Annotated in this window: 20 protein-coding genes; 9 read left to right on the top strand and 11 right to left on the bottom strand. The window is 72.2% G+C overall.

Features of this window, described 5'->3' with window-relative positions:
- Together AB0L21_RS20070 and coxB are read right to left on the bottom strand one after the other, a co-directional pair.
- Positions 1-285 (bottom strand): cbb3-type cytochrome c oxidase subunit I (locus tag AB0L21_RS20070; protein WP_365785416.1); only part of this gene is annotated, 285 nt, incomplete at its 3' end.
- Positions 282-1,241, bottom strand: a complete 960-nt coding sequence (gene coxB / locus AB0L21_RS20065; RefSeq protein WP_365698603.1) for a cytochrome c oxidase subunit II — start codon at positions 1,239-1,241, stop codon at positions 282-284. The genes coxB and AB0L21_RS20070, both read right to left, overlap by 4 nt.
- A gap of 258 nt (positions 1,242-1,499) precedes the next feature.
- Between coxB and AB0L21_RS20060 the strand changes: the two genes are divergently transcribed.
- Complete coding sequence (locus AB0L21_RS20060; RefSeq protein ID WP_365698602.1) at positions 1,500-2,876, top strand: aminotransferase class V-fold PLP-dependent enzyme; 1,377 nt, start codon at positions 1,500-1,502, stop codon at positions 2,874-2,876.
- Positions 2,877-2,903: 27 nt separating this feature from the next.
- On the opposite strand, the gene AB0L21_RS20055 is transcribed toward AB0L21_RS20060, so the two are convergent.
- Positions 2,904-3,878: a carbohydrate kinase family protein gene (locus tag AB0L21_RS20055; RefSeq protein WP_365698601.1), complete on the bottom strand. Its 975-nt coding sequence runs from the start codon at positions 3,876-3,878 to the stop codon at positions 2,904-2,906.
- Positions 3,879-4,044: 166 nt separating this feature from the next.
- On the opposite strand from AB0L21_RS20055, the gene AB0L21_RS20050 reads away from it, so the two are divergent.
- A complete protein-coding gene (locus tag AB0L21_RS20050) occupies positions 4,045-4,254 on the top strand; it encodes a hypothetical protein (protein WP_103817938.1) in 210 nt (69 codons plus the stop codon).
- Between the two features lie 100 nt (positions 4,255-4,354).
- The gene (locus AB0L21_RS20045; RefSeq protein WP_365785414.1) at positions 4,355-5,887 is read left to right on the top strand and encodes a hypothetical protein; all 1,533 of its coding nucleotides are present in this window, start codon (positions 4,355-4,357) and stop codon (positions 5,885-5,887) included.
- A gap of 89 nt (positions 5,888-5,976) precedes the next feature.
- On the opposite strand, the gene AB0L21_RS20040 is transcribed toward AB0L21_RS20045, so the two are convergent.
- Positions 5,977-6,333: an iron-sulfur cluster assembly accessory protein gene (locus tag AB0L21_RS20040; RefSeq protein WP_028422454.1), complete on the bottom strand. Its 357-nt coding sequence runs from the start codon at positions 6,331-6,333 to the stop codon at positions 5,977-5,979.
- A 264-nt stretch (positions 6,334-6,597) separates the two neighbouring features.
- On the opposite strand from AB0L21_RS20040, the gene nadA reads away from it, so the two are divergent.
- Positions 6,598-7,782, top strand: a complete 1,185-nt coding sequence (gene nadA, locus AB0L21_RS20035) for a quinolinate synthase NadA (protein WP_365698599.1) — start codon at positions 6,598-6,600, stop codon at positions 7,780-7,782.
- Positions 7,783-7,832: 50 nt separating this feature from the next.
- On the opposite strand, the gene AB0L21_RS20030 is transcribed toward nadA, so the two are convergent.
- The 5 genes from AB0L21_RS20030 to AB0L21_RS20010 all read right to left on the bottom strand — a co-directional run bounded on the left by AB0L21_RS20030 (position 7,833) and on the right by AB0L21_RS20010 (position 14,378).
- Positions 7,833-10,934 (bottom strand): efflux RND transporter permease subunit, encoded by a 3,102-nt coding sequence (locus tag AB0L21_RS20030; RefSeq protein ID WP_365785412.1) that lies wholly within the window; start codon positions 10,932-10,934, stop codon positions 7,833-7,835.
- Positions 10,935-11,066: 132 nt separating this feature from the next.
- Positions 11,067-11,747: a response regulator transcription factor gene (locus AB0L21_RS20025; protein ID WP_365698597.1), complete on the bottom strand. Its 681-nt coding sequence runs from the start codon at positions 11,745-11,747 to the stop codon at positions 11,067-11,069.
- A complete protein-coding gene (locus AB0L21_RS20020) occupies positions 11,744-12,979 on the bottom strand; it encodes a sensor histidine kinase (protein WP_365785410.1) in 1,236 nt (411 codons plus the stop codon). The genes AB0L21_RS20025 and AB0L21_RS20020 overlap by 4 nt, the downstream gene beginning before the upstream one ends.
- Positions 12,980-13,286: 307 nt before the next feature.
- Positions 13,287-13,565 carry a hypothetical protein gene (locus tag AB0L21_RS20015; protein ID WP_365785408.1) on the bottom strand — a complete coding sequence of 93 codons (279 nt, stop codon included), beginning with the start codon at positions 13,563-13,565 and terminating at the stop codon, positions 13,287-13,289.
- Between the two features lie 33 nt (positions 13,566-13,598).
- Complete coding sequence (locus AB0L21_RS20010) at positions 13,599-14,378, bottom strand: PspA/IM30 family protein (protein WP_078611732.1); 780 nt, start codon at positions 14,376-14,378, stop codon at positions 13,599-13,601.
- 266 nt (positions 14,379-14,644) lie between these two features.
- On the opposite strand from AB0L21_RS20010, the gene AB0L21_RS20005 reads away from it, so the two are divergent.
- The 3 genes from AB0L21_RS20005 to AB0L21_RS19995 all read left to right on the top strand — a co-directional run bounded on the left by AB0L21_RS20005 (position 14,645) and on the right by AB0L21_RS19995 (position 17,195).
- Complete coding sequence (locus AB0L21_RS20005; protein WP_181140854.1) at positions 14,645-15,274, top strand: DUF3043 domain-containing protein; 630 nt, start codon at positions 14,645-14,647, stop codon at positions 15,272-15,274.
- Positions 15,275-15,357: 83 nt separating this feature from the next.
- On the top strand, positions 15,358-16,059 hold the full coding sequence (locus AB0L21_RS20000; protein ID WP_365785406.1) for a methyltransferase domain-containing protein: 702 nt from the start codon (positions 15,358-15,360) through the stop codon (positions 16,057-16,059).
- 56 nt (positions 16,060-16,115) lie between these two features.
- Entirely contained in the window at positions 16,116-17,195 is a 1,080-nt protein-coding gene (locus tag AB0L21_RS19995; protein WP_365698594.1) for a trypsin-like peptidase domain-containing protein, read from the top strand.
- A 36-nt stretch (positions 17,196-17,231) separates the two neighbouring features.
- On the opposite strand, the gene AB0L21_RS19990 is transcribed toward AB0L21_RS19995, so the two are convergent.
- Entirely contained in the window at positions 17,232-17,441 is a 210-nt protein-coding gene (locus AB0L21_RS19990) for a hypothetical protein (RefSeq protein ID WP_365698593.1), read from the bottom strand.
- A gap of 127 nt (positions 17,442-17,568) precedes the next feature.
- Here AB0L21_RS19990 and AB0L21_RS19985 point away from each other — a divergent pair, with 127 nt between their 5' ends.
- Positions 17,569-18,771 carry a bifunctional adenosylcobinamide kinase/adenosylcobinamide-phosphate guanylyltransferase gene (locus tag AB0L21_RS19985; protein ID WP_365698592.1) on the top strand — a complete coding sequence of 401 codons (1,203 nt, stop codon included), beginning with the start codon at positions 17,569-17,571 and terminating at the stop codon, positions 18,769-18,771.
- A 34-nt stretch (positions 18,772-18,805) separates the two neighbouring features.
- On the opposite strand, the gene AB0L21_RS19980 is transcribed toward AB0L21_RS19985, so the two are convergent.
- Complete coding sequence (locus AB0L21_RS19980) at positions 18,806-19,789, bottom strand: class I SAM-dependent methyltransferase (protein WP_365698591.1); 984 nt, start codon at positions 19,787-19,789, stop codon at positions 18,806-18,808.
- Between the two features lie 134 nt (positions 19,790-19,923).
- On the opposite strand from AB0L21_RS19980, the gene cobT reads away from it, so the two are divergent.
- The gene (gene cobT / locus AB0L21_RS19975; RefSeq protein ID WP_365785404.1) at positions 19,924-21,006 is read left to right on the top strand and encodes a nicotinate-nucleotide--dimethylbenzimidazole phosphoribosyltransferase; all 1,083 of its coding nucleotides are present in this window, start codon (positions 19,924-19,926) and stop codon (positions 21,004-21,006) included.
- Positions 21,007-21,032: the final 26 nt, after the last annotated feature.

Genomic DNA, 21,032 nt, shown 5'->3' with positions numbered 1-21,032 from the left:
CAGCATGATCGTGCCGTGCATCGTGAACGCCTGGTTGAACTGCTCGTTCGACATGATCTGCAGGCCCGGACGGGCCAGCTCGGCGCGCATGATCAACGCCATCACGCCACCGATCAGGAAGAACGCGAACGACGTCGCCAGATAGAGCGTGCCGATCGTCTTGTGGTCGGTGGTCGTCAGCCACTTCACCACGACATTGCCGGGCTGCTTGCGCCGGACCGGCAGCTCGTCGGCGTGCGAGCCTTCAGCTGCCGCGGCACCCTGGGGTTCGTTGAGGATGCTCACAGGATGTTCGTCCTCTGGTTCTTCTCGTGGCTCGTCTGCGTGATGCCGGCCGGGATGTAACCGGTCTGCCCCTTCTGCGCGAGCTCCTTGAGGTGCTGCGCGTAGCGCTCCGGGGAGACGACCTTCACGTTGAACAGCATCCGGGAGTGGTCGACGCCGCAGAGCTCGGCACACTTGCCGAGGAAGGTGCCCTCCTTGTTGGGGGTCACCTGGAAGGAGTTGGTCCGGCCCGGGATGACGTCCTGCTTCATCAGGAACGGCACCACCCAGAAGGAGTGGATGACGTCACGCGAAGTGAGGACGAAGCGGACCGTCTTGCCCTTGGGGAGCCAGAGCGTCGGACCGGGGTTGTTCGTCTGGGGGTTCCGCGTACCGGGCGTACCGACGTCGTAGACGCCGCCGGCGTTCGCCGGGAACTGCTTCCGCAGCTGGTCCGAGATGCCGGCCAGGTTCTTGTCGGTCCTGGCGTCACCGGTGGAACCGGGGACGTTCTCGATGTAGTTGAAGCCCCAGCTCCACTGGAAGCCGACCACGTTGACCGTGACGTCGGGCTTCTTGGACATGTCGAGGAGCTTCGACTCGTCCCGGGCCGTGAAGTAGAAGAGCACCGAGATGATGATGATCGGGACCACCGTGTACAGGGCCTCGATCGGCATGTTGTACCGGGTCTGCGGAGGGACCTCGACCTTGGTGCGGCTGCGCCGGTGGAAGAGGGCACTCCACAGGATCAGGCCCCACACCAGCACGCCGACGGCGAGCGCGGCAGCCCAGGAGCCCTGCCACAGGGAGAGGATCCGCGGAGCCTCTTCCGTGGTCGGGGTGGGCATGCCAAGGCGGGGGAAGTCCTTGTATGTGCAACCGGTTGCGGTCGCCAGGACCAGGCCCGCGGTCAGTGCCTGCAGCAGCTTCCGCCGCATCGGGCGCCGCGGCGAGCGGTCGGAGCCGTTGGGACTCACGTAGCGCCTTCCCGAGAGTCTCGCCCGCGCGGTCGGCTGCGGCCTTCTCGCTGGTCGGTCGCCGCCCTGCGTCGGGCAGGGGTTTGGATGTTTATGCGGACCAAACCCTAGCCCACCCTCTCCGAGGGTTCGCGGGGAGGGGTGCCTACTGGCTCGGGTGGTTCGCTTGATTGGCGGCTGCGGGTGTGTTGTGGCTGGTCGCGCCGTTCCCCGCGCCCCTTCGGGGCGCTGCCCCGACCGGCGGTCTAGCGTTGCCGTATGGCCTACTTTGACGCTGCTTCCGCCGTTCCTCTCCATCCCGTCGCCCATCAGGCGCTGTTGGCCTCTTTGGATGACGGGTGGGCCGATCCGGCCCGGCTCTACCGGGAGGGACGCAAGGCGCGGATGCTGCTGGACGCCTCGCGGGAGGCGGCTGCCGAGGCCGTCGGCTGCCGGGCGGACGAGGTGGTGTTCACGTCGTCCGGCACCCGGGCCGTACACACGGGGCTCGCGGGGGCGTTGGCCGGGCGGCGGCGGGTGGGACGCCACCTGATCGTGTCGTCCGTCGAACACTCCTCCGTCCTCCATTCGGCGGAGGTGTTCGAGGCGGACGGTGGGGCCGTCACCCGGGTGGCCGTCGACCGGGCGGGAGCCGTCGACCCCTCCGGGTACGAGGCCGCGCTCCGGGCGGACACCGCGCTGGCGTGCCTGCAGTCGGCCAACCACGAGGTGGGGACCGTACAGCCGGTGGCCGAGGTGGCCGAGGTGTGCCGGGCGGCCGGGGTGCCCTTGCTGGTGGACGCGGCGCAGTCGCTGGGCTGGGGGCCGGTCGAGGGCGACTGGTCGCTGCTCGCGGCCAGCGCGCACAAGTGGGGCGGGCCGTCGGGGGTCGGGCTGCTCGTCGTACGCAAGGGCGTGCGGTTCGCCGCGCAAGGGCCGGTGGACGAGCGGGAGTCGGGGCGGGCGCCCGGATTCGAGAACATCCCGGCGATCGTGGCGGCCGTGGCCTCGCTGCGCGCGGTGCGGGCCGAGGCGGCCCAGGAGGCGGTACGGCTGCGGGGGCTGACGGAGCGGATCCGGGCGCGGGTGCCGGAGCTGGTGCCGGACGTGGAGGTGGTCGGCGACGCCGTGCGCCGGCTGCCCGGGATCGTCACGTTCTCCTGCCTCTACGTCGACGGCGAGGCGCTGCTGCACGAGCTGGACCGGGCCGGCTTCTCGGTGTCCTCCGGCTCCTCCTGCACGAGCAGCACGCTGACTCCCAGCCATGTGCTGAAGGCGATGGGGGTGCTGAGCGAGGGCAACGTACGGGTGTCCCTGCCGCCCGGCACGGCGGAGGCGGACGTGGAACGGTTCCTGGAGGTGCTGCCCAAGACGGTGGCGGGCGTCCGGGAGAAGCTGGGGGTGCCGGCCCCGACGACGGCCGTCCAGGCGGAGGAACTGCTCGTCGACTCCCTGGGCAAGCGGTGCCCCATCCCGGTCATCGAACTGGCGAAGGTGTTCGGCCGGGTGCCGGTGGGCGGGACCGTCCGGGTCCTCTCCGACGACGAGGCGGCCCGCCTGGACATCCCGGCGTGGTGCGAGATGCGGGGTCAGGAGTACGTCGGGGAGGAACCGGCGGAGAGGGGAACGGCGTATGTGGTGCGCCGGGTGAGCTGAGCGGTCCGGGAGGGGCGCGGGGCCGTGTCAGCTGAGGTGAGCCCGCACCTCCTGGCCGGCCTCGTCCCCGTACGCCTTCACGAACCGCTCCATGAAGTGCCCCCGCCGCAACTGGTACTCCTGCGTCCCCACGGTCTCGATGACCAGCGTGGCCAGCATGCACCCCACCTGAGCGGCGCGCTCCAGGGAGACGCCCCAGGCCAGCCCCGACAGGAACCCCGCGCGGAAGGCGTCGCCGACACCCGTGGGGTCGGCCTTGCGCTCCTCCTCCGGGCAGCCGACCTCGATGGGGTCCTCACCGGTCCGTTCGATGCGCACGCCACGGGAGCCGAGCGTGGTGACCCGGTGGCCGACCTTCGCCAGGATCTCGGCGTCGCTCCAGCCGGTCTTGGACTCGATGAGCCCCTTCTCGTACTCGTTGGAGAAGAGGTAGGTCGCCCCGTCCAGCAGTATCCGGATCTCCTCGCCCTCCATCCGGGCGATCTGCTGGGAGAAGTCGGCGGCGAACGGGATGTTCCGGGAGCGGCACTCCTCGGTGTGGCGGAGCATCGCCTCGGGGTCGTCGGCGCCGATCAGGACCAGGTCGAGGCCGCCCACGCGGTCGGCGACCGTCTTCAGCTCGATCAGCCGGGCCTCGCTCATCGCGCCGGTGTAGAAGGAGCCGATCTGGTTGTGGTCGGAGTCGGTGGTGCACACGAAGCGGGCGGTGTGCAGGGTCTCGGAGATACGGACCGAGTCGGTGTCGACGCCGTGCCGGTCGAGCCAGGCCCGGTACTCGTCGAAGTCGAAGCCGGCGGCGCCGACCAGGATGGGCTCGGTGCCGAGCTGGCCCATGCCGAAGGCGATGTTGGCGCCGACGCCGCCGCGGCGTACGTCGAGGTTGTCGACCAGGAAGGAGAGCGAAACCGTGTGCAGCTGGTCCGCGACGAACTGGTCCGCGAAGCGGCCGGGGAAGGTCATGAGATGGTCGGTGGCGATGGAGCCGGTGACTGCGATGCGCACGACGGGGATTCTCCTGCGGAAGTAAGAAGGTGCGCGCGTGAGCGCTCGTTGGAAGGGCGGCGGGTTGACAGTTCACGCTACCCGGTCGGAAGCCGCCACTGAAGCTGGCAAAACTACCCGATAGTAGCTCTTTTGCCGCAGCCCGGGCCGTGCCTACGGTGCGGGCATGACGAACCTCAAGGTCACCTCTTCCGCCCCGGCCGATCCCGACGGCGACCTCGCCGCGCTGCGCGGCGACTGCGCCCGGATGGCGCCGCACTGGGCGGTCCCGGAGCACGCCGAGTCCCGGCCGGTGCCGCCGTCCCTCATCCACGGGGTGCGCGTGCCGGCGCGCTCCGCCCGGCTGCTGGACGCGATGTCGGACTACGGCGACTGACCGCGGGGCGCGAGCCCGGGAACCGCGCGCTCCTCTCCCGCGTCCCATCGCCGTCCCCCGCGCAGGGGGCGCGGGACACGACCCAGCGAGGAGCGATGCGGTGAACAGCGAGCGGCCTGAGAACTCCGGCGCCCCCGAGGAGCGCGACCAGACCCCCTCGGACCCGCGGTCGACGACGGCGGAACCGGGGCGGGCGAGCGGCCGCCGCCCCACCGCCGTCATCGTCGCCGTCGCCACCGCGGCCGTCCTCCTGATCGGCGGCGGTGGCGCCTACCTCGCCGCGGGCAACGGCACAGACGGCCGTACGGGCAGCCCGGCTGCCCCCGGCGGAGCCCACGGCACTCCCCCGCCGCTCACCCTGGACGGCTGGGCGCACTCCGGCACCGGCGGGATCGCGCCCGGCGAACCGGACCCGAACGGCACCCGGTACGTGGCACGGGGCGAGCTGCCCGACGGGCCCGGCTCGGCGCCGGTGTACGAGCCGGGGACCGAGGTCGGCCGGGAGCAGGTGGTCCGGCTGGCGAAGGCGCTCGGCGTCGACGGGACGCCGGTGGCCGAGGGCCGGATCTGGCGGGTCGGCGGGCAGGACGGCTTCGGACCGAGGCTGACGGTGAACCGGGACGCGCCGGGCGGCTGGAGCTTCGACCGGTACGCGCCCGGCACCGACAACTGCCGGAAGGTGACCGTCTGCGCGCAGGACCCGGGCGCTCCGGCCGGCGACCCGGTGAGCGTGGCCGAGGCCCGGAAGGCGGCGGCACCGGTGCTGAAGGCGGCGGGGCTGGACGACGCGAAGATCGACGCGGGCCAGGTCATGGGGGCGCGGCGGGTGGTCGACGCGGACCCGGTCGTCGGCGGGCTGCCCACGTACGGCTGGACGACCGGCCTGACCGTCGACCGCGGCGGCGAACTGGTCGGCGGTCACGGGCTGCTGGCGACGCCGGTGAAGGGTGACACGTACCCCGTCGTGGGCGCGGCGAAGACGCTGGAGCTGATGAACGGGGCGGCGAAGGGCGGCCACCGGATGGGGATCGGGGGGTGCGCGAGCCCGGAGCCGCTGAAGGACCGGCTGGAGCGGCCGTGCGGCGCGTCCACGGGGGCGCCGAAGGCGGTCCGGGACACGGTGACGGTCGAGAAGGCGGTGTTCGGACTGGCAGCGCACTCCGTCGGCGGGCGGCAGACACTGGTGCCGTCCTGGCTGTTCCGGGTGCGGGGGTCCACGGCGGGCGGCGCGTTCACGGTGACGTATCCGGCGGTCGACCCGGCGTACCTGACCTCGGCGTCCGCGTCCCCGGCGCCGCGGCCCTCCCAGGCGTCCCCGGCGCCCGGGGAGAGCCGGAGCGTGAAGGTGAACGGCTACACGGCCGACGGGCGGACGCTGAACCTGAGCTTCTACGGCGGGGTGTGCGCCGACTACAGGACGTCGGCGCGGGAGAGCGGCGGCCGGGTGACGGTGACGGTCACCGAGCGCCCCTGGCCGGGCCGGGTGTGCATCCTGATCGCCAAGGAGTACGTGAAGAGGGTGACCCTGGACGCGCCGCTGGACGGGCGGGCGGTGGTCGGCACGGACGGCAAGGCGATCCCGAAGGCGAAGCCGGGCTCACTGCGGCCGGACGCGTCGGCGCAGCCGCGCTGACCGGGCGGGAAAAGCGGAGGCGGCGGCCCCCGGAAGGGGACCGCCGCCTTTCTCGACCGTCAGACCGTGCGGCCGGGCCGGCCGTCGGCTCAGCTGAAGGAGTCGCCGCAGGCGCAGGAGCCGGTCGCGTTCGGGTTGTCGATCGTGAAGCCCTGCTTCTCGATCGTGTCCACGAAGTCGATGGTGGCACCGCCGAGGTACGGAGCGCTCATGCGGTCCGTGACGACCTTGACCCCGCCGAAGTCCTTCTCCACGTCACCGTCGAGCGAGCGCTCGTCGAAGAAGAGCTGGTAGCGCAGGCCGGAGCAGCCGCCGGGCTGGACGGCGACGCGCAGCGCCAGGTCGTCACGGCCTTCCTGGTCGAGCAGGGCCTTGACCTTGGCCGCGGCGGCGTCGGTCAGGATGATGCCGTCGGTGACGGTGGTGGTCTCGTCCGATACGGACATCTACATCTCTCCCGGGTTGTACGGAGACTGCTTGCCGACGAGTGCAACCGGCGCTTCCGCGGATTCATTCCGGGCCGGGCATTCGCGTTGTCGCGTTGTTGCTTCCGACTTCATGCTCGCACATGCTCCTGGGCGCCGACAGCGGCCTGTGGAGGGACGGGAGCGGGATTCACGTCACATGGACGCTATGGCCATCGTCAAAGTGACGTGAACCAGTTATGATAGATAGCGTCAGTTAGACGAAAAGTAGAAAGGGTGCGTGTCGTGACCACCGCCCAGACCCCGGAGCTCGACGTGCAGCCGACTCCGCTCGCCCTGCTGCTGCTCGGCCGCGAGGCCGACCCGAAGAGCGAGCGGGGCGTCGAGTGTCCCGGAGACCTCCCGTCGCCCTCCGACCCCGACCTGGTCGAGCGCGCCCGTGCCGCCAAGGCCCGGCTCGGCGACAAGGTCTTCGTCCTCGGCCACCACTACCAGCGCGACGAGGTCATCCAGTTCGCGGACGTCACGGGCGACTCCTTCAAGCTGGCCCGGGACGCGGCCGGGCGCCCGGAGGCCGAGTACATCGTCTTCTGCGGTGTGCACTTCATGGCCGAGTCGGCGGACATCCTGACCTCTGACGACCAGAAGGTCGTCCTGCCCGACCTCGCCGCCGGCTGCTCCATGGCCGACATGGCGACGGCCGAGCAGGTCGCGGAGTGCTGGGACGTGCTGACCGAGGCGGGCATCGCCGAGCAGGTGGTGCCGGTGTCGTACATGAACTCCTCCGCCGACATCAAGGCGTTCACCGGCAAGCACGGCGGCACCATCTGCACCTCCTCCAACGCCAAGCGCGCCCTCGACTGGGCCTTCGAGCAGGGCGAAAAGGTCCTCTTCCTGCCGGACCAGCACCTGGGCCGCAACACCGCCGTCCGCGACATGGGCATGTCCCTGGACGACTGCGTGGTCTACAACCCGCACAAGCCGAACGGCGGGCTGACCGCGGACGAGCTGCGCGCGGCGAAGATGATCCTGTGGCGGGGTCACTGCTCGGTCCACGGCCGCTTCGCCCTGGACTCGGTCAACGATGTGCGCGCGCGCATCCCCGGCGTGAACGTGCTGGTCCACCCCGAGTGCAAGCACGAGGTCGTCGCGGCGGCGGACTACGTCGGCTCGACCGAGTACATCATCAAGACGCTGGAGGCGGCCCCGGCCGGCTCCAAGTGGGCGATCGGCACCGAGCTGAACCTGGTCCGCCGGCTGGCGAACCGCTTCGCGCCGGAGGGCAAGGAGATCGTCTTCCTCGACAAGACGGTCTGCTTCTGCTCGACGATGAACCGCATCGACCTGCCCCACCTGGTCTGGGCGCTGGAGTCCCTGGCCGACGGCAACCTGGTCAACCGCATCGAGGTCGACAAGGAGACGGAGGCGTTCGCCAAGCTGGCCCTGGAACGGATGCTGGCGCTTCCCTAGTGCGCGCGAAGGGCCGGGTCCGCGACGAGACCCGGCCCTTCGTCGTGCCGTCACACTCCGGCCGGCTCCGGCGCCTTCTCCGCAGTCGGCCGGTTCTTCGCCGCCCGCTTCTTCGCCCGGCGCTCCTTGCGGAGCTCCAGCATCGCGTAGAGCGTCGGGACCAGCAGGAGCGTCAGCAGGGTGGAGGTGATCAGGCCGCCGATGACGACCACCGCCAGCGGCTGGGCGATGAAGCCGCCCTCGCCGGTGACGCCCAGGGCCATGGGAAGCAGGGCGAAGATCGTCGCCAGCGCCGTCATCAGGATGGGGCGGAGCCGGTGCCGGCCGCCCTCGATCACCGCTTCCACCACGCCGTAACCCTGCGCCCGGTACTGGTTGATCAGGTCGATCAGCACGATCGCGTTGGTCACCACGATGCCGATCAGCATCAGCATGCCGATCATCGCGGGCACGCCCATCGGGGTGCCGGTGGCGACCAGCAGACCGATCGCACCCGTCGCCGCGAACGGGATGGACACCAGCAGGACCAGCGGCTGGACGAGCGAGCGGAACGTCGCGACCAGCAGGATGAAGACGATCGCGATGGCCGCCAGCATGGCCAGTCCCAGGTTCTTGAACGCGTCGTCCTGGTCGGAGGACACACCGCCGATCTCGGCCGTGGCACCCGCCGGCAGCTTCAGGTCCTTGATCTTCGACTGGAGCTTGGTGCCGATCGCACCCGTGTTGTCACCCGTCGGCTTGGCCGTGATCGTGGCGGCGCGCTGCCCGTCGATACGGGTCATGGACACCGGCCCGTCCACCAGCTTCACCGTGGCGATGTCACCCAGCTTCACCGGACCGAGGCGCAGCGCCTTCAGCTGGGCCAGCGTCGTCGCGGGCTCGGCCGACTTCACGACGACGTCCCGCTCGGTGTCGTCGAGGACCGCCTTGGCCGCCGTCGTACCCCGCACGGCCTGCGCCACCGCGGCGCCCAGCTTCTGGTCGTCGAACCCGGCCGCCGCCGCCTCGGCGTTCGCCCTGACCGAGATCCGCGGCACGCTCTGCGCGAGGTCGCTGGTGACGTCCGTGACGTGGTCGAGGCCGGCGACCGTGGAGCGGACCTGCTCCGCCGCCGTCCGCAGCACCTCGGGGTCGGACGCCTTGACGACCACGCTGAGGTCCTGGTCGCCGAAGCCGTCACCGGCCGACACGGTGGTCGTACCGATGCCCTTGAGCTTCTTCAGGCCGCCCTCGAGTCGCTTCCGCACGTCGTCGTAGGACGCGGAGTCCTTCAGCATCACCTGGTACGACGCCTGGTTGGTGTCGGTGCCGCCGCCGAAGGCCGCCATGAAGCCGGACGAGCCGACGGTGACCTGGTAGTCCTTCACGCCCTCGGTGGAGGCGAGCAGCTTCTCCACCCGCCTGGCCTGCGCGTCGGTGGCGGCGAGGCCGGTGCCGGGCTTCAGCTCCTGCTTGACGGTGAGGACTTCCTGATCGCCCTGGTCGAAGAAGTTCGTCTTCAGCAGGCCGGACATGCCGAACGTGACGACCAGGACCACGATCGCGATGAGCACGCTGGTCAGCCGGCGACGCGTCGCGAACCGCAGGACGGGGACGTACGCCCGCTGCAGGCGGCTGCCGGCCTCCTTCTCCTCGGCCCTGCGGCGGGCCTCCGCCGCGTCCTGCGGGGTGCCCTTCGGAGGGCGCAGGAACCAGTACGACAGGACCGGCACGACCGTCAGCGACACGAGCAGGGAGGCCAGCAGAGCCGCCGTCACCGTGAGGCTGAACGAGCCGAACAGGGCGCCCACCATGCCGCCGACCAGGCCGATGGGCAGGAACACGGCGACCGTGGTGAGCGTGGAGGAGGTGACCGCGCCGGCCACCTCGCGCACCGCCGTGAGGATCGCCTCCTCGCGCTCCTCGCCGTAGCCGAGGTGCCGCTTGATGTTCTCCAGTACCACGATCGAGTCGTCGACGACCCGGCCGATGGCGATGGTCAGCGCACCGAGCGTGAGCATGTTCAGGGACAGGCCCCGCGTCCACAGCACGATCAGGGCCAGCACCACCGACAGCGGGATGGAGACCGCCGTCACCAGCGTCGAGCGGACCGACGCGAGGAAGACCAGGATCACCAGGACCGCGAAGAGCAGGCCGAGCGCGCCCTCCGTGGTCAGGCCCTTGATGGACTTGGACACGGCCGGGCCCTGGTCACTGACGACCGTGAGCCTCGCACCCGCCCCGAGGTCCTCGCGCAGGCCGGGCAGCTTGTCCTCGACCGCCTTCGAGATGGAGACGGCGCTGCCGTCGTGGTCCATCGTGACGTTGACGGCGAGGCTGGGCCGGCCGTCGGTGCGGGTGAGGGAGTCGGCCGGGGCCGGCTGCTCCTTCACGGCGGCCACGGCACCGAGACGCACCGGCCGCTTCGCGCCCTGGCCGGTGACCATCAGGTCCTTGATCTGCTTCAGCGACGTGAAGCCGCCGCCGACCTGGACGGTGCGGCTGGCACCGTCCTCGTCGAAGGAGCCGGCCGGTACGGTCGCGCCGCCCGCCTGGAGGGCCTGGCCGAGCGCGGCCGGGGTGAGGCCGGCCCGCGCCAGCTTCGCGTCGTCCGGGGTGACGGTGACCTGGAGGTCGCGGACGCCGGTGACCTGGACGCGGCCGACGCCGTCGATGTCCTTCAGGGCCGGAACGACCGTCGTGTCCAGCTGGTCGGCGAGCGCCTGCTGGTCCTTGCCGGAGGTGACGGCGAGGACCACGGTCGGCATGTCGTCCGTGGACCCGGAGACGACCTGCGGGTCCACGTCGTCCGGGAGCTGGTTGCGGGCCCGGTTCACGGCCTGCTGGACGTCGGAGACGATCCGCTTGGTGTCGTTGCCGTAGTCGAAGGACGCCATGATCACGGCGTTGCCCTCACTGGCGGTGGAGGTGACACCGGTGACGCCGTCGACGCCTTGCAGGTTGTCCTCGATGGGCTCGACGACCTGCTTCTCGACCACGTCGGGCGAGGCGCCCTGGTACGGCGCGATCACCGACACCATGGGCAGTTCGATGGTGGGCAGCAGCTGCTGTTTGATCTGGGGTATCGCGATCAGCCCGAAGGCGAGCGCGATCAGGGACACGAGCCCGACGAGGGCCCGTTGCGCGAGGCTGAATCTGGACAGCCAGGACATGGGTGAGGGTCTCTCTTCGGTGAGCGGCAGAAGTCTCCACCACCCTGAGCCATCCCGGAGGGCCCTTCCGTAGACCCCAGGTCCCGTTCCTTCACCGGTCCCTACTCCGCGCGCAGTAGACGCGGGTGGAGATCAGTCCATCCTCGGACGTACCAGCCCCGACTCGTACGCGATGACGACGAGCTGTGCCCGGTCCCGCGCGCCCAGCTTGGCCATGGCCCGGTTGACGTGCGTCTTCACCGTCAGCGGGCTGACCGCGAGCCGCTCGGCGATCTCGTCGTTGGAGTGGCCGCCGGCGACCTGGACGAGGACTTCCCGCTCCCGGCCGGTGAGGGTGCCGAGCCGCTCGGAGCGGGCGGGGTCGGGGCCGTCGCCGTCGTCGCCCCGGGCGAGGAAGCGGGCGATCAGGCCCTTGGTGGCGGTGGGGGACAGCAGGGCCTCACCACCGGCCGCGACCCGGATGGCGTTCAGCAGCTCGTCCGGCTCGCTGCCCTTGCCGAGGAAGCCGGAGGCACCGGCGCGCAGCGCCTGGACGACGTAGTCGTCGACCTCGAAGGTGGTCAGGATGACGACGCGGACCTGTGCGAGCGACGGCTCGGCGCCGATCTGCCGGGTGGCGGCGAGACCGTCGGTGCCGGGCATCCGGATGTCCATGAGGACGACGTCGGGGCCGTGCTCCTTCGCCAGCCGGACCGCTTCCGCCCCGTCCGAGGCCTCCCCGACCACCTCCATGTCGGGCTCGGAGTCGACCAGCACCCGGAACGCGCTGCGCAGCAGTGCCTGGTCGTCGGCGAGCAGGACACGGATGGTCATACGGGCTCCCCCTGGGCCGTCGTCGTCTTGACGGGCAGGATCGCATGGACGCGGAAGCCGCCGCCGTAGCGGGGTCCGGTGGTCAGGGTGCCGCCCAGGGCGGTGACCCGCTCGCGCATGCCGAGCAGCCCGTGCCCGCCACCGGCCTCGGGCGTGCGGCCGGCCTCGGCGGCGCCGGGCTTGCCCGGGCCGTCGTCCAGGACGGTGACCTCGACGTTCGGCCCGACGCGTACGACGCTCACCTCGGCCTCGGCCTCGGGGCCCGCGTGCTTGCGCACATTGGTCAGGGCCTCCTGGACGATCCGGTAGGCGGCCAGGTCGACGGCGGCGGGCAGTTCGGTGCCCTGGTCGGCGCGGGCCACGGACACCGGCAGGCCCGCGCTGCGGAAGGTGTCGGCCAGCTCCTCCAGGCGGCTCAGGCCCGGCGCGGGTTCGGTGGGGGCCTCGGGGTCGCCGCTCTGGCGGAGCAGGCCCACGGTGGCGCGGAGTTCGTCGAGCGCGCTGCGGCTGGCCTCGCGGACGTGCGCGAGGGCCTCCTTGGCCTGGTCGGGCCGCTTGTCCATGACGTGCGCGGCGACACCGGCCTGCACGTTCACCAGGGCGATGTGGTGGGCGACGACGTCGTGCAGATCCCGGGCGATCCGCAGCCGCTCCTCGGCGACCCGGCGGCGGGCCTCCTCCTCCCGGGTGCGTTCGGCGCGCTCGGCCCGGTCCCGGATGGCCTGGACGACCGCGCGGCGGCTGCGTACGGCGTCGCCGGCGGTGGCGCCGATGCCCGTCCAGGCGAGGACGCCGAGGTTCTCCTGGGCGTACCAGGGCAGCGGGCCGGCGAGCATGGCGGCGGCCGTCAGCACGGTCATGGTGAGCAGGCCGAGGCGCCAGGTGGTGGAGCGGTCGGTGGTCGCGGCGACGGTGAACAGGGCGATGACGGCGGACATCGCGACCGGGGCGCGGGGGTCGCCGGTGACGCACTCGACGAGGGAGACGGTGCCGGTGACCGCGAGGACCGTCTTGGGCGCCCGGCGCCGGAAGACGAGCGCTGCCGCCCCGGCCAGCATGAGGACGAGGCTGAGGGCGGCGGGGGTGCGGACGCCCCAGGACAGGCCGTGGTGACCCTGGGGTGCGGCGAAGGAACCGGCGACCATGCAGGCCAGCACGCCGGCGGCGAGCGCCGCGTCCGCCGCCAGGGGGTGCGCCTTGAGGCCGCACCGGGCGCGTTCGAGAGTGCTCACGGTGTGCACAGTACGGGCCCGGAACCGGCCGACGGCAGGCGCCCGGTGCGGAGCCCGGCCCGGGCGGGGTGACCAGGGAACGTCTGAAAGGCCCGGGGTACTACGCGACCAGCCACAGGCGGGGTGACCGAGGAGTGCCCGAAGGGGCGCGGGGAACCGCGCGACCAGCCCCACACGACCCGCAGCCGCACGACCGCACGACCGCACGACACCCCGGGCTATCAGGCACCGCGTCCGCCGCGCAGCCCGGCCGACCGCACGACACCCCGGGCCACCAGGCACCCCGCCCCCAGGGGACCGTCAACGCTCAGCCCGGGATCAGCCCGTCGTCGCTGAGCATCTCCCGGACCTCCTCCAGCGTCGCGTCCGGCGCCGGGAGGATCAGCTCGGAGGGTTCCAGCGCGTCGTCCGGCAGCGGGGTGCCGAGCCGGCGGACGGAGTCGAGGAGCGCGCCGAGCGTGCGGCGGAAGCCCTCCTCGTCGCCGCTCTCCATCTCCTTCAGCAGCTCGTCGTCCAGCTTGTTCAGCTCGACGACGTGGGAGTCGTCCAGCGTCACCTGGCCCTCTCCCATGATCCGTACGATCACGTCGGCCTCCTCGGCTCGGGCCCCGGCGCCGGACTACTGCTTGTCGAAGCGCGGGGTGTCCTGCGGCTGCTGCTGGGACTGCCCCTGACCGGTGCCGCCCTCGATGGCCTGCTGCGGGGAGCCCCCGGCCAGCTCGGCCTTCATGCGCTGCAGTTCCAGCTCTACATCCGTACCACCGGAGAGCCGGTCCAGCTCGGCCTGGATGTCGTCCTTGTGCATGCCGGACTGGTCGTCCAGGGCGCCCGAGGCGAGCAGCTCGTCGATGGCGCCGGCCCGGGCCTGGAGCTGGGCGGTCTTGTCCTCGGCGCGCTGGATGGCGAGGCCGACGTCGCCCATCTCCTCGGAGATGCCGGAGAAGGCCTCGCCGATGCGGGTCTGGGCCTGGGCGGCGGTGTAGGTGGCCTTGATGGTCTCCTTCTTCGTACGGAAGGCGTCCACCTTGGCCTGGAGGCGCTGGGCCGCCAGGGTGAGCTTCTCCTCCTCGCCCTGGAGGGTCGCGTGCTGGGTTTCGAGGTCGGTGACCTGCTGCTGGAGGGCGGCGCGGCGGGACAGCGCCTCGCGGGCCAGGTCCTCACGGCCGAGCGCGAGCGCCTTGCGGCCCTGGTCCTCCAGCTTGGAGGACTGCTGCTGCAACTGGTTGAGCTGGAGTTCCAGGCGCTTGCGGGACGTGGCCACGTCGGCGACGCCACGGCGGACCTTCTGGAGCAGTTCCAGCTGCTTCTGGTACGAGTAATCGAGGGTCTCGCGCGGGTCCTCGGCCCGGTCAAGGGCCTTGTTCGCCTTCGCGCGGAAGATCATCCCCATACGCTTCATGACACCGCTCATGGGCTTCGCGCGCCCCCTTCTGACGGACTCCAGCTCACAGATCCTGCGACAGGTCCCACAGTACGGGCCCTGCTTCCATTACCGCACTGTTCGCGGGGTGATGCGCTCATCCCCGAGGACGACTGCGGACCGATCCGCTCCGGCGCAGGGAGTAGGTGATCCACCCCGATGCCGCCGGAAGCCCTCTGTGTGTCCCCTCTGTCCCCCTGGAGACGTCCGGTGTTGCCGGATCGTTCCCCACCGGACTGGGGTCCATGCCGGTGCAGCCCTTACCCTTGGGTTTTGTGTTCCGTAGCCGTGCCAAGGAAGAGAAGGCCCCGACCGCCGACAAGGCGCCGGTGACCCTCTCCAAGCAGCCCCGCGACCCGCAGGCCCCGAAGGGCAGGCCCACTCCCAAGCGCAGTGAGGCCCAGTCCCAGCGCCGCAGCGTCGCCCGTACGCCGACGAACCGCAAGGAGGCCGCGAAGCGCCAGCGCGAGGAGCGGCGCCAGGCCCTGGAGCGACAGCGCCAGGCACTGGCCAGCGGCGACGAGCGGTATCTGCCGGCCCGGGACAAGGGCCCGGTCCGCAAGTTCGCCCGGAACTGGGTGGACTCGCGGTTCAACGTGGCGGAGTTCTTCCTGCCGCTCGCGGTGGTCATCCTGGTGCTGAGCGTGGTGCGGGTGCCCGCGATCCAGAGCATCGCGCTGCTGCTGTGGCTGATCGTGATCGTGCTGATCGTGCTGGACGCGGCGGTCAGCGGCTTCCGGCTGAAGAAGCGGCTGCAGGAGCGCTTCCCGGACGAGAACACGCGCGGCGCGGTCGCCTACGCGCTGATGCGGTCCCTGCAGATGCGCCGGCTTCGGCTGCCGAAGCCGCAGGTCAAGCGCGGAGAGCGGCCCTGAGCGCTGACGCTTTCACCGGGGGCGCGGCCGATGCCTGGCTGGACAAGCTGGGCGGCCTGCGGGATGTCGTACGCCAGGAACTGGTGGCCCGGCAGCTGGACGAGCAGATAGCCGGGCGGTTCGCGGTCGGGCAGCGGCTGCGGGTGCTCGACGTGGGGATGGGCCAGGGCACGCAGGCGCTGCGGCTGGCCCGGCTCGGCCACCATGTGACCGGGGTCGAGCAGGACGCGACGATGATCGCCGCCGCGCGGGAGGCCGTGGCGCGGGAGCCGGAGGGCATCCGGGAGCGGGTGCGGCTGGTGCAGGGCGACGGGCGGGACACCGGTGTGCACTTCCTGCCGGGCAGCTTCGACGTGGTGCTGTGCCACGGCGTGCTGATGTACGTGGAGGAGCCGGACCCGCTGGTGGCGGGCCTGGCCCGGGTGCTGGCGCCCGGCGGCCTCCTGTCCCTGCTGGTCCGCAACGGCGACGCGCTCGCCATGCGCCCGGGCCTGGCCGGGGACTGGTCGGGGGCCCTGAGCGCCTTCGACACCACCGCTTATCGCAACCGCCTCGGCCTGGACGTCCGCGCCGACCGGCTCGCGGCCCTCACCGCGACGCTCGACGGCATCGCCGCCCCGCTGCACGCCTGGTACGGCGTCCGGGTCTTCACGGACACGGCGGCGGACGACGCGGCGGTCCCGGACGACCTGGAGACACTGCTCGCGGTCGAGGAGCGGGCCGGCCGCACGGACCCCTACCGCGGAGTGGCGGCGCTGTTGCATCTGTGCGGGGTACGGGGCTGAGCACGTTCGGGGGAACAGCGCGGGACGGGTGATCACCGTGCGGTGAGACTCGGGACATGGACGCTTCCCGTACCCGCGCGTGTGCCCTGCGAAGAGCCGTCCTGGCCGTCGCGCTGGTGTGCTGCGCGGCCCTCGCCGCCGGCTGCACCGCCCCCGCCGCCCGGTCCGGGCGGGACACCGCCGCGGCGACCCCGGCGGCCGTGCCGATGGCCGCGAACGACCTGCAGAGCCAGTACCAGAAGGTGATCCGGGAGGTCCTGCCGTCGGTCGTGCAGATCCAGGCGAGCCGGGACCTGGGCTCCGGGGTGGTGTACGACGACAAGGGGCACATCGTCACCAACGCGCACGTGGTCGGGTCGGAGAAGACCTTCCAGGTGACCGCGGCCAACAACGAGGAACCGCTCACCGCGAGCCTGGTCTACTCCTACCCCGAGCAGGATCTCGCCGTGGTCCGGCTGGACAAGGTGCCGGCCGGGCTGAAGCCGGCGGTGTTCGGGGACTCCGGGAAGGTGCAGGTCGGGCAGATCGTGCTGGCCATGGGGTCGCCGCTCGGGCTGTCGTCCAGCGTGACCCAGGGCATCGTCTCGGCGACCGGACGGACCGTCAGCGAGGGTGACACGGGCGGCGGTACGGGCGCGACGATCGCGAACATGGTGCAGACCTCGGCCGCGATCAACCCCGGCAACAGCGGTGGCGCCCTGGTCGACCTCGACGGGCAGGTGATCGGCATCCCGACGCTCGCGGCGGCCGACCCGAACTTCGGCAACGGCGCGGCGCCCGGCATCGGGTTCGCGATCCCGGCGTCGATGGTGCGGACGGTCGCCGACCAGATCGTCCGGGAGGGGAAGGTCGTCGAGTCCGGGCGGGCGGCCCTCGACATCACCGCGCGGACGGTCGTGGACGACCGCTACCAGCCGAGCGGGGTCGCGGTGGTCACCGTCCGCGCCGGCGGCGCGGCCGACCGGGCGGGCCTGCGCGCCGGTGACATCATCACCGGACTGGGTGACCGGCCCGTCACCACCATCACCTCACTCGCCGAGGCGCTGGCGGATGACAAGCCGGGCCAGCGCACCACGGTGACCTACCAGCGGGACGGCACCGAGAAGACGGTCGAGGTGACGCTGGGCGAGCAGTGAGGAGGGTGACCCCTCCTCACCTCGTTCACGGCCGGATCACGCGTCGGCGTGCAGGCTCATCGGCCCGTAGATCTCGCTGGTCTCCTCGAACAGCCGCACCTGGTCGGCCCCGCCCTCCAGCAGCGCCTTCCAGTGCTCGCCGATCCAGGACTCGGCATCGCCCTGCGTGGTGAACTCCTCGGGCTGCACGGCCGGCTGGACCTCCGTCCCGTCGGCCTTCTCGAACCGCCACGTCCATGCCGTCATCTGGGCCTCCTTCGATCCAACACCTGCCCCCGCAGCGTATGCGCTCCGCCGGGTCGCCCGTTAGAGGCGGTGGATCATCCGGGTGGCCGGTCGCGCGAGACCTTCGGGGGCAGGCGAAAATCAGTCCGTGGAAGTAACTCTGCTCGGTACCGGTGCCCCGGCGGGACTGCCTCGCCCCGACTGTTCCTGTGCCGCGTGCGCGACCGCGCTCGGGCCGGACGCGCGGGCCGCGACCGCGGCGCTCGTGGACGGGACGCTGCTGCTGGACCTGACGCCGGGCGCGGCGTTCGCGGCGGCCCGCGCCGGGCAGTCGCTGGGCGGGGTACGGCAGGTGCTGCTGTCGCATCCGCACGACGGCCCGGCGGTGGAGGTCCCGGCCGGGCTGCCGCAGCCCGGGCGGGTGCCGGACGGGCGGGAGTTGGCGCTGCTGACGGGGCATCGGGTGCGGGCCGTGGCGATGGACGCGGGCGGCACCGGGTACGCGGTGACCGGGCCGGACGGGCAGCGGCTGCTGTATCTGCCCCCGGGCGGGGCGCCGGCGGGTCTGGAGGAAGCGACGGCGGAGTCGTACGACATGCTCCTCGCGGACGTCGTGGGCCGTCCCGACGCGCTCGCCCGGCTCCGCGCGGTCGGCTCGGTCGGCCCCACGACGGATGTGCTCGCCGTCCACCTGGACCACGATGTGCCGCCCGGAGCGGAGTTGCGGCGCCGGCTCGCGGCGGCGGGGGCGCGGGCGGTGCCGGACGGTACGACGCTGGTGGTGGGGGCGTACGAGGAGGTGCCGGACGTGCCGCGGCGGACGCTGGTGCTGGGCGGGGCGCGCTCGGGCAAGTCGGTGGAGGCGGAGCGGCGGCTGGAGACGTTCCCGGAGGTGCTGTACGTGGCGACGGGCGGTACGCGGGGCGGGGACACCGAGTGGGCGGCCCGGGTGGCCGTGCACCGGGAGCGGCGGCCGGGGTCGTGGCGTACGGCGGAGACGACGGACCTGGTGCCGGTGCTCGCGCAGGACGGGCCGCCGGTGCTGATCGACTGTCTGTCGCTGTGGCTGACGGACGTGATGGATTCCGTGGGGGCGTGGGACGACGCGGAGTGGGCGGGCGGGGGTGAGAAGGCGTTGCGGGAGCGGGTGCGGGAGCTGACGGCGGCGGTGCGGGGGACTCGGCGGACCGTGGTGGCGGTGTCCAACGAGGTCGGCTCCGGAATCGTCCCCGCGACGGCTTCCGGCCGCCGCTACCGGGACGAACTGGGCCGGCTGAACGCGGCGTTCGCGAACGAGTGCGAGCAGGTGCTTCTGGTGGTGGCGGGGCAGGCGCTGGTGCTCCGGGGATGACGGGTTGCCCTGCGCCCACCGGTGCCGCCCGTGGTCACCCCCCGTCCTTGCGCGCCACCACCCGGTACGCGTTGGAGAAGCGGGTGCGGCGGAACAGCGGAGCGCACCCGTGGTCCAGGGCCGAGGCCAGGGCCTGCACGGGGATCGCCGCCAGTTGGACGGCCGGGTGGGCCTGGGCCACGGCGAGGGCGACGGCCGCTGAGAGGTCGTACGGCACATGCGGGGTCGTGCGGTCCGTGACCAGGACCGTGCAGCCCAGGGACCGCAGTTCCGCGCGGAGGTTGGCGAGCGGCACCAGGTGCAGATGGCGCGGCTGGCCGTACGGCAGCCACCACCTGCCCAGCAGCGTGGCGAACAGGCAGCGCGGGTCCGGGACTTCGACGACCAGGTGGCCACCGCGCCGCAGCACGGTCAGCGCGGCGCGCAGTTCGGCGCGCGGGTCGGGCGCGTGCTGCAGATGGTGGAACATGGTGACGACGTCGTAGCGGGCGCGCAGCCGGTCCGCCATGCCGGGGGTGGTGAGGTAACCGCGGTGCGCCTCCTCCACGCGCCCCTCCCGCAGCGCCTGCTCCACCCGGGCCGTCGGGTCCAGCCCGTCGAAGCTGGTGTAGGGGAAGAACTCCTTCGCCGCCTCGGGAAACCGGGCGTGGCCGGTGCCGACGTCCAGCCAGCTCTCCGGTTCCCGCAGCGCGGACAGCCGCCAGGCGGTGGCGCGGTGCCGGCGGCGGACCGCCCGGGCGGGCAGGATCCGCGCGTCGAACTCCTCCAGGTGTCTCTCGTAGAAGTCGCGGTGGAAGAAGGCGAGCCCCTCCGCGCTGAGCCGGGGGTTCTGGAAGGCGTGGCCGCAGTCCCGGCACCCGTCGAGGACGAACCTGCCCCACCGGTGCCGCAGCGGGTCGGGCGCGCGCAGCCGGGTGCGCAGGCGGCGGGAGCCGCACCAGGGGCAGTCCTCGCGGCGGGGCTCCTGGAAGGGGTCGTGGGGGGTGGTGATCTGCGGGGTGAGGGGCGAGGTCGGCATGGGCGTGCTCCCTGTGCGACATTCCGCGGCAAACCGGAACGTATGGGATCACGCTCTGAGGTGCAAAGACGTCGTGGGGGTGTGGTGGCGATGTGGCGCGGGCGCGTTCGTTCGCTGGCGGTACTGTTCGGCGAATGAGCAGCCTTAATCTGGACGACTTCACCGATCTGATCGAGCGCCCGGACGGGGGCGTACGCCGTGACGCCGAGGCCCGGCGGGAGCGCCAGATCGTGCCGCCGGGAGCGCTGGGCCGCCTGGACGAGCTCGGCGAGTGGCTGGCCGCCGCGCGCGGCACCGTGCCGGTGCGGCCGGTCGGGCGGCCTCGGGTGGTGCTGTTCGCCGGCGACCACGGCATCGCGGAGCTGGGCGTCTCGGCGCGGCCCGCGGGCGGTGCGGAGCAGCTGGTGCGGGCGGTGCTGGAGGGCGCGAGCCCGGTGGCCGTGCTCGCACGCCGGCTGGAGGTGCCCGTACGGGTCGTGGACATGGCCCTGGACTGCGAGCCGGACACCTTCCCGAAGGACATGGTGCGGCACCGGGTGCGGCGGGGCAGCGGCCGTATCGACGTCGAGGACGCGCTCACCCTGGAGGAGGCCGAGGCCGCGCTGCGGGCGGGTGTCGCGGTCGCCGACGAGGAGGCCGACTCGGGGACCGATCTGGTGGTGCTCGGCGATGTCAGCGTGGGCGGGACCACGCCGGCGGCGGTGCTGATCGCCGCGCTGTGCGGCACCGACGCGTCCGTGGTGACCGGGCGGGGCGGGGTCGCGATCGACGACCTGGCGTGGATGCGCAAGTGCGCGGCGATCCGGGACGCGCTGCGGCGGGCCCGGCCGGTGCTCGGGGACCAGTTGCAGCTGCTGGCGGCCGTGGGCGGAGCGGACCTGGCGGCGATGACCGGGTTCCTGTTGCAGTGCGCGGTGCGGAAGCTGCCGGTGATCCTCGACGGGGTCGTGGCCGCCGCGTGTGCGCTGGTCGCGCAGCGGGTCGCGTTCCGGGCGCCGGACTGGTGGCTGGCCGGGCACGACAGCGGGGAGCCGGGTCAGGCGAAGGCGCTGGACCGGATGGCCCTGGAGCCGCTGCTGGACCAGGGGGTGAGGGTCGGCGAGGGCGTCGGCGCGCTGCTGGCGCTGCCGCTGGTGCAGAGCGCCGCCGCGCTGGCCGCGGAGCTTCCCGAGAGGCCGGAGGCCGAGAAGGAGCCGGAGGAAGAGAAGGAAATGTGAGGCCGCTGCCACCGAGGGGCTGAAAA

Source organism: Streptomyces sp. NPDC052721, from assembly GCF_040678315.1.
Taxonomy (GTDB): Bacteria; Actinomycetota; Actinomycetes; order Streptomycetales; family Streptomycetaceae; genus Streptomyces.
This window is presented reverse-complemented; position numbering and strand designations above follow the sequence as displayed.